At 34.4% G+C, this 12,982-nt stretch carries 12 protein-coding genes; 5 read left to right on the top strand and 7 right to left on the bottom strand.

The window, feature by feature from the left end:
* Window position 1: 1 nt before the first annotated feature.
* Both ACM6F9_RS14220 and ACM6F9_RS14215 read right to left on the bottom strand, forming a co-directional pair.
* Complete coding sequence (locus tag ACM6F9_RS14220) at window positions 2-2,449, bottom strand: bifunctional UDP-N-acetylmuramoyl-tripeptide:D-alanyl-D-alanine ligase/alanine racemase (protein WP_414846314.1); 2,448 nt, start codon at window positions 2,447-2,449, stop codon at window positions 2-4.
* Window positions 2,450-2,650: 201 nt separating this feature from the next.
* Window positions 2,651-3,238 carry a thymidine kinase gene (locus ACM6F9_RS14215; protein WP_034694049.1) on the bottom strand — a complete coding sequence of 196 codons (588 nt, stop codon included), beginning with the start codon at window positions 3,236-3,238 and terminating at the stop codon, window positions 2,651-2,653.
* Between the two features lie 61 nt (window positions 3,239-3,299).
* Between ACM6F9_RS14215 and ACM6F9_RS14210 the strand changes: the two genes are divergently transcribed.
* From ACM6F9_RS14210 to ACM6F9_RS14190, 5 genes are all read left to right on the top strand, one after another.
* Window positions 3,300-4,760, top strand: a complete 1,461-nt coding sequence (locus ACM6F9_RS14210) for a hypothetical protein (RefSeq protein WP_414846313.1) — start codon at window positions 3,300-3,302, stop codon at window positions 4,758-4,760.
* A 2-nt stretch (window positions 4,761-4,762) separates the two neighbouring features.
* On the top strand, window positions 4,763-5,437 hold the full coding sequence (gene rsmI / locus ACM6F9_RS14205; RefSeq protein WP_414846312.1) for a 16S rRNA (cytidine(1402)-2'-O)-methyltransferase: 675 nt from the start codon (window positions 4,763-4,765) through the stop codon (window positions 5,435-5,437).
* 6 nt (window positions 5,438-5,443) lie between these two features.
* Window positions 5,444-6,955, top strand: a complete 1,512-nt coding sequence (locus tag ACM6F9_RS14200) for a WG repeat-containing protein (protein WP_414846311.1) — start codon at window positions 5,444-5,446, stop codon at window positions 6,953-6,955.
* 174 nt (window positions 6,956-7,129) lie between these two features.
* Window positions 7,130-7,873 carry a 3-oxoacyl-[acyl-carrier-protein] reductase gene (gene fabG / locus ACM6F9_RS14195; RefSeq protein ID WP_414846310.1) on the top strand — a complete coding sequence of 248 codons (744 nt, stop codon included), beginning with the start codon at window positions 7,130-7,132 and terminating at the stop codon, window positions 7,871-7,873.
* Window positions 7,874-7,876: 3 nt separating this feature from the next.
* Window positions 7,877-9,196: a DUF6056 family protein gene (locus ACM6F9_RS14190; RefSeq protein ID WP_414846309.1), complete on the top strand. Its 1,320-nt coding sequence runs from the start codon at window positions 7,877-7,879 to the stop codon at window positions 9,194-9,196.
* 38 nt (window positions 9,197-9,234) lie between these two features.
* On the opposite strand, the gene ACM6F9_RS14185 is transcribed toward ACM6F9_RS14190, so the two are convergent.
* The 5 genes from ACM6F9_RS14185 to ACM6F9_RS14165 all read right to left on the bottom strand — a co-directional run bounded on the left by ACM6F9_RS14185 (window position 9,235) and on the right by ACM6F9_RS14165 (window position 12,938).
* A complete protein-coding gene (locus ACM6F9_RS14185) occupies window positions 9,235-10,275 on the bottom strand; it encodes a GMP reductase (RefSeq protein WP_414846308.1) in 1,041 nt (346 codons plus the stop codon).
* A 147-nt stretch (window positions 10,276-10,422) separates the two neighbouring features.
* Window positions 10,423-11,202 carry a 5'/3'-nucleotidase SurE gene (gene surE / locus ACM6F9_RS14180; protein ID WP_414846307.1) on the bottom strand — a complete coding sequence of 260 codons (780 nt, stop codon included), beginning with the start codon at window positions 11,200-11,202 and terminating at the stop codon, window positions 10,423-10,425.
* 333 nt (window positions 11,203-11,535) lie between these two features.
* Window positions 11,536-11,706 carry a lmo0937 family membrane protein gene (locus ACM6F9_RS14175; protein ID WP_105704558.1) on the bottom strand — a complete coding sequence of 57 codons (171 nt, stop codon included), beginning with the start codon at window positions 11,704-11,706 and terminating at the stop codon, window positions 11,536-11,538.
* A 161-nt stretch (window positions 11,707-11,867) separates the two neighbouring features.
* On the bottom strand, window positions 11,868-12,179 hold the full coding sequence (locus ACM6F9_RS14170; RefSeq protein WP_414846306.1) for a hypothetical protein: 312 nt from the start codon (window positions 12,177-12,179) through the stop codon (window positions 11,868-11,870).
* Between the two features lie 51 nt (window positions 12,180-12,230).
* Window positions 12,231-12,938, bottom strand: a complete 708-nt coding sequence (locus tag ACM6F9_RS14165; protein WP_414846305.1) for a hypothetical protein — start codon at window positions 12,936-12,938, stop codon at window positions 12,231-12,233.
* Window positions 12,939-12,982 lie beyond the last annotated feature (44 nt).

Genomic DNA, 12,982 nt, shown 5'->3' with positions numbered 1-12,982 from the left:
ATTAATCTTTTATATAAATCCGTTTCACCCGCGGCGAAATGGAGGTTAATACTTCATAGGTTATCGTTTTGCAGTATTCTGCGAATTCTTTTAAGCTTGGTTTGGCATTGAAAACAGTTACGGTATCACCTTCTTTTACATTCGGAATATGGTCTACATTGATCATCATCATATCCATACAGATATTTCCAACGATGGGAGCCAATGTTTTATTAATCCCTACATTTCCAACCTGGTTGCCAATCAGCCTTGGTATTCCGTCTGCATATCCCACGGGAATAGTCGCAATTCTTGTAGGGTGATCTGCTTTATACTTTCTGCTGTAACCAACAGATTCACCGTTTTCAACGGTTGATATCTGTGAAATTACGGTTTTAAAGCTTACAACAGATCTTAATTGTTTCTGAATTTCAGGATCTGCAGATTCTCCAAGCATACCAATACCAATTCTCACCATGTCATACTGATGTTCTTTATAACTTGTTATACCTGCAGAATTCAGAATATGACGAATAGGAGTATAGCCTAACTTTTCAATAAGGTAACTGGAGTTTCTGTCGAAGACCTCCAGTTGTTTCAAAGTGAATTCCTTTTCTTCAGGCATATCCGAAGAAGATAAATGGCTAAATAGACTTTGTACTTTTACATTTTTCTGGCTTAAAGTTTCACTTAACTGATCCAGTTCAAAATCTTTGAAACCAAGACGATGCATTCCGGTTTCCAGCTTGATGTGAATAGGGTATTTTTTGTCATAGCCTGATCTCTGAACGGCTTCATAGAATAATTCCAGGACTCTGAAACTGTAAATTTCTGGCTCAAGGTTGTATTCTATAATAGTCTGATAGCTGTGCTGCTCAGGGTTCATAACAATAATAGGTGTTGTAATCCCTTTTTTGCGAAGTTCTACACCTTCATCCACATATGCCACCCCAAGGTAATCTATGTGATGATGTTGTAGGAATTCTGAAACCTCATAGCTTCCTAGACCATAGGCATTGGCTTTTACCATGGCCATCATTTTTGTCCCTGGTTTCAGAATAGATTTATGATAATTGATATTATGAAGAATTGCATTAAGGTTTACTTCTAATACTGTATCATGTTTTCTGAGTTCAAGAATATCTTTTAATCTTTCTATCTCAAATTTTCTGGCTCCTTTCAGCAGTATGATCTGATTTTCTAATTCAGTAAGATACTTACTTTCAATTAACTCTTTAGTGTCAATGAAAGTATAAGTTTTAGCTTTAAATAATTCACTAAACTTTGAAATTTCATCACCGATTAAGAAGAGAGAATCAAAATGCTGTTCATTCACAAGTTCAGAAACTTCTTCGTACAATTCTTTGGCATTGGAATTCACTCCTACAATATCTGTTAAGACCAGAGATTTTTTAGATTTGTTGTATTCATTTAAAAACTGGAGGGCAGTCTTTAAAGAATCGAGGTCAAGATTAAAAGAATCATTGATGACAATATTGCCCTTAATTCCTTCAATTGCTTCAAGCCTCATTTCAACGGCCTTTAAAAGGTTGATTTTTTCAACGATCTTTTTATTTTCGATATTCAGTTCCTTAAGGACTGTGATAAGCGCCATAGCATTGGTTAATGTCGCTTCGTCTCTCTGATGAGCCGGAAAACTGATTTCTTCGCCAAAATATTCAACAATAATGTTTTCATCTTTAGAAATATTGTTTTTGATGAATACCTGGTTCTCTTTTTTAAAACCGTAAGAAATTAATTTTTTATCAGCATAGGATTTTTTAATTTTTTGATCAACTAAAGAATGGTCTCCATTATAAATGATGACTTCAGAATTTTTAAAAAGTATGATTTTTTCATCAATCAATTCTTCTTCGGAAGAAAAGTTAGCAGCATGGGCAGTTCCAATATGAGTCAATAATCCGATTTGAGGATGAAAAATATTTTCAAGCTTTTCCATTTCATGCGGTTTTGAAATTCCCACTTCAAAAATTCCCAGCTGATAGGAGTTGTTAATCTGAAGAAGAGAGAGTGGAAGACCGATCTGAGAATTGAAACTTTTAGGACTTTTTACCGTAGGAAATTCATTCCATAAACATTGATACAACCATTCTTTTAAAATAGTTTTACCATTACTTCCTGTGATTCCGATAGATTGTAAGTGAGAATTTTCGAAATGATACTTTGCTAATTTTTGAAGAAACTCTACGGAATTTTTAACAATGATCCAGGTTATATTTTCAAAATCCGGATAATGGTGTTCAGAAATAATGACATTGATACCCCTGTCGATTGCAGATTCAATAAATTTTTCACCGGAATTTTTATGAGTATTGATTGCTATAAATGCAGTATTCTTGGTAGAATAAATAATCCTGCTGTCGTAGGCTATATTTTTGATCAATATATTTCCGTCTCCAATGACCTGTGCATTGGCGATCTCTGCAATGTGTTGTACTGTATAGTTCATTGGTACCCTTTCTGCTTTATTTTGTGCGAAACTGCAAAAAGGTAAAATTGCAAAAAGTAACCAACCGTTTATTTTAAACTGATTCTTTTTTCAGATTTTACAATAGAGCGTTTTCGCTTTTCATTTTATATTAAGTGAATATGTCTTAACGGTTTGGTACAGACAATTATTTTATAATTTTTCTGTTTTCCTTTTACCCTTTTATTTTCTTTTTGAAAGAACTTCGTCAATAAAAACACGTCGGCTTACTGCTTCATAGCTTTCAGTTTCTCCCAATTCTACCAGATTATCTCCCTGTGAAGTTCTCATAGAATAGTTGGCAAGATTACCAGTTCTTTTGCAAATAGCATGCACTTTTGTCACATACTCTGCCGTAGCCATTAGATTAGGCATCGGCCCGAACGGACGGCCTAAAAAATCCATATCCAATCCGGCAATGACCACTCTGATACCACTATTGGCAAGCTGATTGGCAACATCTACAATACTTTCATCGAAAAACTGAGCTTCATCAATGGCTACTACATCACAATTGGAAGCCAACAGAAGAATTTCATTAGGATTTTCCACTGCGGTACTACGGATTTTATTCTGATTATGAGACACTACATCCTCTTCAGAATACCGTATATCCATTTTTGGTTTAAAAATTTCCACATTCTGTCCTGCCATTTCCGCTCTTCGCAATCTACGGATCAGTTCTTCGGTTTTCCCCGAAAACATAGAGCCACAAATTACTTCCATCCAACCACTTTGTTTGGAATGATTAATTGTATTTTCTAAAAACATTTGTTAAATTAGCCGTATATTTTTAACATCAAAAGTAAGCAATTTTAATAAGAATCTTATTATGCAGAATATCCAAGATTTAAAGGAAAAGATTTTTTTTGAATCCATGAATATCATTGATAATCTGGACAAAATAAGCAATATAGACGAATTACTTTCCAAGCAAGATCTTGTAGATGAGCTTGCTAACAGGATTTCTTTTTTGAAACTGCTGGAAAAGAATATTGAATATTTCGTTGCAGATGATTCGGGACAAAATCAGGATCATCAGCACCTCTCTTTTGTATCAGGAGAAACAGATCATCATGATAAAGGAAATGAAGTGACAGAAGAGGAAGCTATTTTTAATAATGAGCTGAACGAAATTGATGAAAATGAATTTTCCCCGGGCGGATCTGAAGAAGAGGCCGTTTTCAATAACCAGTTGAATGACATTGTTGAAAACGAATTCCATGAAAATATTGTAAACTTTGTAGACGAAAATATCCAGGAGCAGGCTCCTGATCATGAAGTTCTTGAAGAAGAGGCAGTTTTCAATAATCAGCTGAATGAAATTGATGAAAATGAAATTTCAGAAGAACAGAGAGCTGTTCTGAGTTTCGTAGATGAAGAAAAAATTCTTGCTGATTCTGCACCAGAGTCTGATGAAGATCTCAATGAAGACCTGTTTCATAATGAGATAACAGAGGAAGAAGTTATTTTTAACAACCAGTTGAATGAGATTGAAGAAGAGGAAGAAGAATTCTTGGAGGCGGAGTCCAAAAAAGAAACCGATTTTGCTGTTGTAAATGATACTAATGTTCCTGTAACAGAAACTATTCCAAGTATTTTTGATACAGAAACTCTTGATGATGAAATATTGATTGAAGAAAACGAAGAACAGTTTGTAGCTTCCAATATTTCCATAGAACAAGGAGAAATGGCTACAGAAACTTCCAATGTAGAAAATATTCTGAGTGAGATAAAAAATGACCATTCCGAAGAAGAAACGGTGGAAGAAAGCATTCTTGCTGAAGTTTATGACAGAAGAAAAATTGTTGAAATTGACAGACCTGTTCCCGAAGAAACAGATAAACATCCTTCTGATGAGAGCTTTGAAAATTTAGAAGAATACCATCAGGAGAAAAAAATAAAATTAGCCAATATCAAAGGATTGAAAGCCGTTCAATCACTTTTTGATGATGATCATCTGGAAACAGAATTTCCTAAAGAGAAAGAACCGGCGGTAGTAAAAGAAGATACAGGAAGTATTCTGAAATCTAATATTCCTACCCAATTTATGGAAGCAGACAAGCAGAAGCCAGAGTTTAAGCTGGATCTGAATGACAGAATTGCTTTCTCAAAAATGCTGTTCGAAGGAAGCCAGTCTGACCTGAATGACACCATATATCAGCTGAACCAATTCAAAACTCTGGAAGAAGCCAAAGAATATCTTAGCGATCTTTATTACGACAGAAAATGGAATAGGGTGGATGAATATGCACAGAGACTTTGGATATTGGTGGAAAATAAATTCTTATAATTTTGAGCGGAATCCTATATTTTGTTCCCACACCCGTTGGGAACCTGGAAGATATGACATTCAGGGCGGTAAATGTCCTGAAAGAAGTAGACTATATTTTATGCGAAGACACCAGAACTTCCGGAATACTTTTAAAGCATTTTGAGATCTCCAAGCCTTTGAAATCTTATCATTTGCACAATGAACACCAGGCAACAGAGAAAGTGATTGCAGACCTTAAAAACGGCCAGAATATCGCAATTATTACTGATGCCGGAACACCCGGTATTTCAGATCCCGGATATTTGCTTGCAAAAGCAGGAGCAGACAATAATATTGATATGATCTGCCTTCCTGGAGCAACAGCTCTGATTCCTGCATTAGTGGTTTCCGGACTTCCTAATAACGAATTTTTATTTGCAGGATTTTTACCACAAAAGAAAGGCAGACAAACAAAGCTGAAGCAGCTTGCAGAAGAAAAAAAGACTATCGTTCTTTACGAAAGTCCTCATAAAATCAATACTACACTTGAGCAGATCAAAGAATTCTTTGGAGAAGAAACCAAAGCAAGCTTAAGCCGTGAGATCTCTAAAAAATTTGAAGAAACCAAACGTGGAACAATCAATGAATTAATTGAATTTTCCAAGAGTAAAACTTTAAAAGGAGAGATCGTTCTTATTGTCAACAATTCTATTTAATTTTCCTTGAAGAAATTAATTTTTGTATTGAGTTCTGTAGTCTGTACAGCACAGACTAACCAATATATGAAAGTGATCCTGTCTAAAAAGACAGAGAGGGAGGTAAGTTCCTATTCTGAGGGATATGGAACATTCTATGATGCCGGCTATAAGAAGCCGGGAATTGTGGATTCTTTGGGTACTATCACCTTTGAATCTCCTTATAAAGGAGGTATTTTACATATTTTTAAAAACAGATTTATTCTTTATTCTGAAGAAGGAAACAGTAGAAAATCTGCCGTTATAGATGAAAAAGGAAAAGAAATTATTCCTTTGGATGATCATGAGTTTAATACTCCCTGGTGGAGTGAAGAATGCATTATTTCTACAAAACAGGATAGAGAGGCTGTATATGATTTTAATGGTAAAGAAATCATTCCCTATGCAGAAAAGATTCGTTTTTCCGGGAAGAACAGGTTATTTGTTTTAAAAGATAAAAAATGGTTTCTGTTTGACCTTAATGGAAAACAGCTCAGCGCCCGCGAATTTAAAGAAGATTATAACTTCGATAATGATAAAGCACTCATCATTAATGAAGATAATCAGAATGAAATCATTGGAAATAATGGCCAGCCGCTGCATAAGTTTTCAAAAAGGATAGTCAATATCAATGCCTATCCTTACCTGATTACCCAAAATAAAAACACAGGGAAATATGGATTGATTGATACGGAAGAAAATACTATTACCGAAGAAATCTTCAACGATATTACGCCGGAATACTTTGGCAAAAAAGAATATATCTATCTTACAAAAAATGGAAAAACAACCGTTTTCAATAAGAAAGATAAGAAGCTGTATGCACAGACTTTTAAGTATTTGGACCCTTTATTGAATAATCTTTTCAGTGTTTATAATGATAAGCTAAAAAAATCAGGTATTGTAGATCTTCATGGAAATATGATTCTTCCTTTGGAATATGATTTTATCAAGAGTTTTACGATTTCCGGCAAAGATTTTATTTATCTTAAAAAAGGAAATGAAGAGGAATTCCTTGATAAAGATCTTAAAAATATTGTAGGTGATGGAGTTCAGATTTTAGGGTTCTATCCGGATAATTTAATCATTGGAAAGCAGAATCGTTACTACAGATTTTCTGTGGAGGATCAATCGATATCTGAGTTGAAAAATATCAGCCAAATCAAAAATGAAGGCATAGACTATTTTAATATTCTAAATCATTATTCAAAACCGTTGGTTTGTAGAAATACAACCAATTTTTATGGTATTCTGGACGGAAAAGGAACAGAAATTGTACCCTTTATCTATGAAGATATTATAACATTTGGGAATGCTGAAAATGAAATTGTGGTAAAAAAAGAAGGTAAATTCGGGGTTTCCAACTTCCAGAATGAACCGCTTAAAGAAATAATTTATGATAAATATTTTTGGCAGAAAGAAGTACTGAAGCTGGATAAAAGCAAAAAAACAGATTTTATTTATTTCACCAGATTTAAAAATAACGCTGCTCAGCTTTAAATAAATATCCAGAAAATTGTCAAAAAAATCCAGTATTTTAACAATTTAAATGGCTTGAATAACATTTTATAATATCTTTGCAAACCGTTTAATTCCGGAGAGGAATTGTAGAAGCAACAAGAGGCAGCTGTCACAAGCTGAACGAGTTATAAAAGAAAATAATTATCAATAGATATGAAAATATTAGAAGGAAAAGTAGCATTAATTACCGGAGCTACAAGAGGAATCGGTAAAGGTATCGCTGAAATGTTTGCTCAGCAAGGGGCAAAAGTAGCATTTACCTACGCTGGTTCTGTAGACAAAGCAAAAGAATTAGAAGCAGCTTTAAGTTCTGTAACCCAAATTAAGGGATATCAGTCTGACGCATCAGATTACGATGCTGCTCAGAAATTGGTGGAAGATGTAATGGCAGAATTCGGACAGATTGATATTCTGATCAACAATGCAGGGATTACAAAAGATAACCTGTTATTGAGAATGTCTAAAGACGATTGGGATAAAGTAATCAAAGTAAACTTAGACTCAGTTTTTAACCTTACAAAAGCAGTAATCAAGCCGATGATGAAGGCAAGATCCGGATCTATTATCAATATGACTTCTGTAGTAGGAGTAAAAGGTAATGCAGGACAGGCTAACTACGCAGCATCTAAAGCTGGAGTTATCGGATTTACAAAATCTGTGGCACTAGAACTTGGATCAAGAAATATCAGATGTAATGCTATTGCTCCTGGATTTATTGAAACTGAAATGACTGCTGTTTTGGACGAAAAAACAGTTCAGGGATGGAGAGAAGAAATTCCAATGAAGAGAGGAGGGCAGCCAGTAGATATCGCAAATGCTTGCGTATTCTTAGGAAGTGAAATGTCAGCATACATTACCGGACAAACGTTAAACGTTGACGGTGGAATGTTAACTTAAAAAATGAAAAAAGTACAGAATATAGTATTATTCTTGTCGATTATAATAGGTATCGGTCTGGCGTACATTAGTTTTTTTAATGTATATCAGACCGATGATTATTTCTGGTCCTATACAACCAGAAAAGTAGGACTACTGCAAAGCTTTATAGAAACCTATACAACTTGGGGCGGGAGGTATTTTGGTTATTCTATCAATATGTTTAATCCTGTCTTTTATGATAAAAGTAATATTCTTCCGAAGATATATCCTATCTTTTTGATGCTATCCTTTATTGGAGTGTCGGCGTTAAATTTTAAAGAATATTTCATTTATTCTCCGAAAGAGTCCCTCAAAAAGGGATTTCTTCTGTTTTTCTTTTATACCGCACTTCTGGTAAGTCTGCCTGAGCACTACTTTTGGATCACAGGGTCTAATGTTTATTTCGTTCCTGCAATTTTATCGGGTATCTTACTCTATTTTCTCAAAAAAAATGAAGATACAGGGAAGAATATATGGTTTTATCTTTCCAGTTTACTGATCATAATTCTGATGGGGTCTAATGAAATTCTGGCATTAATTGTTAAGGGAATTCTGCTAGTATCTTATTATCAGAATCGCAATAAGAAAAGTCTGATTTTATTAGGGATAGGAAGCTCTTTTTTATTGATAAGCTTTCTTGCACCAGGAAATTTCAACAGAATGGGAGAGACAGAAACAGGAATCATAAAATGGTTGAAAAGAATTACCCTTTTTGGAGCTAATACAATGTATGTTGCAGTTAAAGTTCTTTTAGTATTACCATTATTTATCAAAATTTTTGAAGAAGAGCTTAAAAACATAAGTACAAAAATAACATTCAAAAAAGCGGTCCTATTTTGGTCAGTTTCTCTACTTCCGTTATTATTTACAAGCTATATTCTCAATTCTGTTGCAAGACAGTTTGAGAGTATTATCTTCTATTTCTTAATCACTTTTTCATTAATTATCTTTTTTAAATTTGAAAAAATTAAAAAAATTTGGTGGATTTCCCTTTTCATTATTTTCTTTCCCGAACTGAAAATTTTTCCTGAAAAATATGCCTATTTTAATCTTAATTTTAATGGAGAAAATATAATAATGGAAATTTTGACTACAAATTTGAAAGAATATGAAAAACAGATAAATGGAAGAGTAGAAACCATTAGAAATTCATCTAAAGACTCTGTTGTAGTGGATAGAATAAAAGAGGTTCCTAGAGTTTTGTATTTTGTTGAAATGGCTTCTGTAAATGAAAAAGAAACCTTTATAAACGATCAGCTTCAAAAATATTTCAATAAAAAATACATCAGAACAGAAAAATAAATAAAGGCTTTAGATAATAACTCTAAAGCCTTTTATTTTTAGTCCTTAAAAACCTGATTTTCCTGTTCCTGAACTCTTATAAAAGTAGTTCTTTTGGAAAGTTCTTTAAGCTTCGAAGCTCCTACATAAGTGCAGGTAGATCTTACTCCCCCTAAAATATCCTTTACCGTTTCTGAAACGGGACCTTTATAAGCTACTTTTACTGTTTTTCCTTCTGAAGCACGATATTCTGCTACACCTCCGGAATGCTTATCCATAGCTGTTTTGGAGCTCATTCCATAGAAAGAACGATATTTTTTACCGTTTTCTTCAATCATTTCTCCGCCACTCTCATCATGTCCGGCAAACATTCCGCCCAACATTACGAAATCAGCCCCACCTCCGAAGGCTTTTGCAACATCTCCGGGTACTTTACAGCCGCCATCGGCAATGATGTGTCCTCCTAAACCATGAGCGGCATCTGCACACTCAATAATAGCAGAAAGCTGCGGATATCCTACCCCTGTTTTTACTCTCGTTGTACAAACAGATCCGGGACCGATACCTACTTTTATAATATCTGCACCTACCAGAAGAAGCTCTTCTACCATTTCTCCAGTAACCACATTTCCGGCCATAATAATTTTATCCGGAAAATTAGCCCTTGCTTTCTTCACAAATTCAACGAAATGCTCAGAATATCCATTGGCTACATCTATACAGAGAAACTCAATTTTTGGGTGTTTTTCGAGGATTTGTCTTATTTTTTCCTCATCAGCCTTTCCTGTCCCTGTGCTTAAAGCAATATACTGATGAATACTTTCCGGCTGGCTGTCGAGAAACTGGCTCCATTCTTCGGGAGTATAATGTTTGTGAACTGCTGTAATAATCTTTTCTTTGGCAAGTTCTACAGCCATTTCAAAAGTTCCTACCGTATCCATATTGGCTGCAATTACGGGAACTCCTGTCCATTTTTTTTGAGTATGCTTAAAGATAAATTCTCTTTGTAAATCAACTTCCGAACGGGATTTTAAAGTAGAACGTTTTGGGCGGAACATTACATCCTTAAAACCCAGTTTTATGTCATATTCTATACGCATTTTGTAATTATTTGTCAGAATAAAGGTAGTAAATAATATCAAAGGAACACGTCCATAATGATGGTTTTACCATTGTTAACATAAAAAATCCCGGTATGAAAACTTTATTTCATACCGGGGTTTATTTTTTAAAAAAAAGAATACTTTCTATTTTACATTTTCAAAAGTCATCACTTCTTCCAATGTTTTCATGTATTCATACGCTGTAAGGTCAAATTTTACTGGAACAATTGAAATATATCCGTTTGCCAATGCTGTTTCATCAGCATCTTCAGAATCATCCATATTGTTGAAATAACCAGTCAACCAGTAATATTTTTTACCATGTGGATTTATTCTTTCATCAAAGCTTTCTTCCCATTTGGCATTAGCCTGCTTACAAACCTTTACTCCTTTTATTTCCTCAGCCGGAAGTTTAGGAATGTTGACATTCAGTACAACTCCTTTAGGCATTGGGTTTTCCAGTGTTCTTCTTACAATATTCTGAATGAATTCTTTAGCCTGGGTAAAATCGGCTTCCCAGCTGAAATCCAATAATGAGAATCCAATAGCAGGAATGCCCTCAACACCAGCTTCCACAGCCGCAGACATCGTCCCGGAATAGATCACATTGATGGAAGAATTCGCTCCGTGATTGATTCCTGAAACCACAATGTCAGGCCTTCTTGTCAGAATTTTGTCAAGAGCCATTTTTACACAGTCTACAGGAGTTCCGCTGCATGAGAAATCAGTCTGCGGGCCATCCAAAGTAACTTCTTCATAGCTCAGCGTAGAATTGATGGTAATAGCGTGGCCTTTTCCACTTTGAGGAGAATTTGGTGCAACAACAACTACTTCTCCGATTTCATTCATAAAATTGATAAGATTTCTGATACCAGGAGCTGTAATTCCATCATCATTAGTCACCAGAATAAGTGGTCTTTCCATAAATTATCTTTATTTTTTATTTAAATAGGGTGAGTTTGTTCATTTTCAGAATTGAACAAGTAGATTTTCAACACATCAAATGTAGTTAAAAATAAGACGCAATAAAATACCGGATTTGTTATTGATGATTGCAAATCAGGAATTGTAAGTGTAGAATTTTAAAGGCGAAACATGGTTGAAAGAAGGAATTGAGAAGATTTTTAAATATAGAAAGTCAAACTGAGATGAAGGAAAATTAATACATTGAACCTGACTAGACCTTTACAGGTGCTTTTCCAGAAGGAGAGCACCTGATAAGAGGGTCTTAATGTAAATGTTTAACAAAATAATAAACTAATCGAGGGGTTTTCTTCCGGAGATAATGTTATAAAGAATAACAATAATAGCAATGACCAATAAAATGTGAATTAAATAACCCGTACTAATACCCGGAACTATCCCTAACATTCCTAAAAGCCAAACAACGATGCAGATGACTGCGACTAACCATAGTAAACTTTTCATAACTTAATATTTTTAACTTGTATGATTAATTATCTGCATATTTTATGCCTTTTTGAGTTGAAATTAGTTTTTGTGGTATCTGTTTTATATTTTGAATATAAATAAAATTCCCCTCAGGTTTAGCCTGAAGGGAATAATTAAAAATTAAAATAAGTAATACTTTATTTTGCAATTCTATTTGCTCCACCAGGGTTTCCAGGGTTTCCAGGATTGGTAGGAATAGTAGTAGAAGTACAAGATTTTGAAGAAACTGTTCTGGTAGTCCCTAATGGGCAGCAAAGAAAATACTTAGTTACAACTTTATAAGTAACAGTACAAGAACCTTCTTGTCTGGTCTCATAACAAACTTTAAACCAACAGCAGAGTGTTTTTTCACTGTTAGCATTAGTTCTAAGCTCTTTTGTGTTTGCACTCATAAGTGAAGAAGTGCTAAATGTTGCAAGTAATAAACCTGCCAAAATTGTCTTTTTCATCGTGAATTTAATTTAAAATTAAGGTTAAAATATTTTTTGTAAAAAGAATTATTAGTAAATGGCTATTGCCTGAAATCTGGCTCCGGATAAATTGCCACCCTGTTCACAGGATATATATGGGTTGCATGTTCCTTCCAATTTAATTGTATGGGTTCCTGCAGCTAGTTTTATGAAGAAACTACCGGTGTTATAAAAAATACCAGTTAAAGCAGGAGGTGGAGTAGGCTCATCTGGGTTTACATAATTAGTAACGGTGTTTGTTGATTTTGTAACGATGTTACCATCCACGACCAAATTGGTTCTGAGCATTTTCATTCTTCCATCTTTTGGAGGTTGGGTAGTGCCATGTTCATAAACCTTATTGAGAGGAACAGAAAAGTTAATCTGCACCAGAGCATCTTTTGCAAGAGTTAAGGAATTGTTTTGAATTTCAACAGGAGTTCTGGTATTGCTTGCACTGGTATCAGCATCATCAATAGCAGCAATTCCTAAAGAAGTTTGGTCAAATAAAATATTATAGGAAAGAGGGGTAGAAATAGCACTTTCAGGGACAGATTTTAATACTCCGGATGCATTTGCTACTACTATTTTGTCAACACCAGAAACATAAGTATTGGGAACTAAAGTTCTTACTCGGGCGGTTCCATTAACGTCTAATGTATTGGTGGGAGCATTGGTATTTATGCCCACAGCACTGGTTTGTGCATTAAGCATCGCTGAAGCAGCAATTGCTACAGCAATTGAATAATTTTTTTTCATATTTATGAGTTTTAAAAAAATGTGTTTTCTTGAAATGTTTATCA

This window comes from Chryseobacterium sp. IT-36CA2 (assembly GCF_949767875.1).
Classification (GTDB): domain Bacteria; phylum Bacteroidota; class Bacteroidia; order Flavobacteriales; family Weeksellaceae; genus Chryseobacterium.
This window is presented reverse-complemented; position numbering and strand designations above follow the sequence as displayed.

Excerpts from the sequence above, each read along its gene's own strand:
- ACM6F9_RS14220 (WP_414846314.1), bottom strand. The coding sequence starts at position 2,449 with ATGAACTATACAGTACAACACATTGCAGAGATCGCCAATGCACAGGTC.
- ACM6F9_RS14215 (WP_034694049.1), bottom strand. The coding sequence starts at position 3,238 with ATGTTTTTAGAAAATACAATTAATCATTCCAAACAAAGTGGTTGGATG.
- ACM6F9_RS14210 (WP_414846313.1), top strand. The coding sequence starts at position 3,300 with ATGCAGAATATCCAAGATTTAAAGGAAAAGATTTTTTTTGAATCCATG.
- fabG (WP_414846310.1), top strand. The coding sequence starts at position 7,130 with ATGAAAATATTAGAAGGAAAAGTAGCATTAATTACCGGAGCTACAAGA.
- ACM6F9_RS14190 (WP_414846309.1), top strand. The coding sequence starts at position 7,877 with ATGAAAAAAGTACAGAATATAGTATTATTCTTGTCGATTATAATAGGT.
- ACM6F9_RS14185 (WP_414846308.1), bottom strand. The coding sequence starts at position 10,275 with ATGCGTATAGAATATGACATAAAACTGGGTTTTAAGGATGTAATGTTC.
- surE (WP_414846307.1), bottom strand. The coding sequence starts at position 11,202 with ATGGAAAGACCACTTATTCTGGTGACTAATGATGATGGAATTACAGCT.
- ACM6F9_RS14175 (WP_105704558.1), bottom strand. The coding sequence starts at position 11,706 with ATGAAAAGTTTACTATGGTTAGTCGCAGTCATCTGCATCGTTGTTTGG.
- ACM6F9_RS14170 (WP_414846306.1), bottom strand. The coding sequence starts at position 12,179 with ATGAAAAAGACAATTTTGGCAGGTTTATTACTTGCAACATTTAGCACT.
- ACM6F9_RS14165 (WP_414846305.1), bottom strand. The coding sequence starts at position 12,938 with ATGAAAAAAAATTATTCAATTGCTGTAGCAATTGCTGCTTCAGCGATG.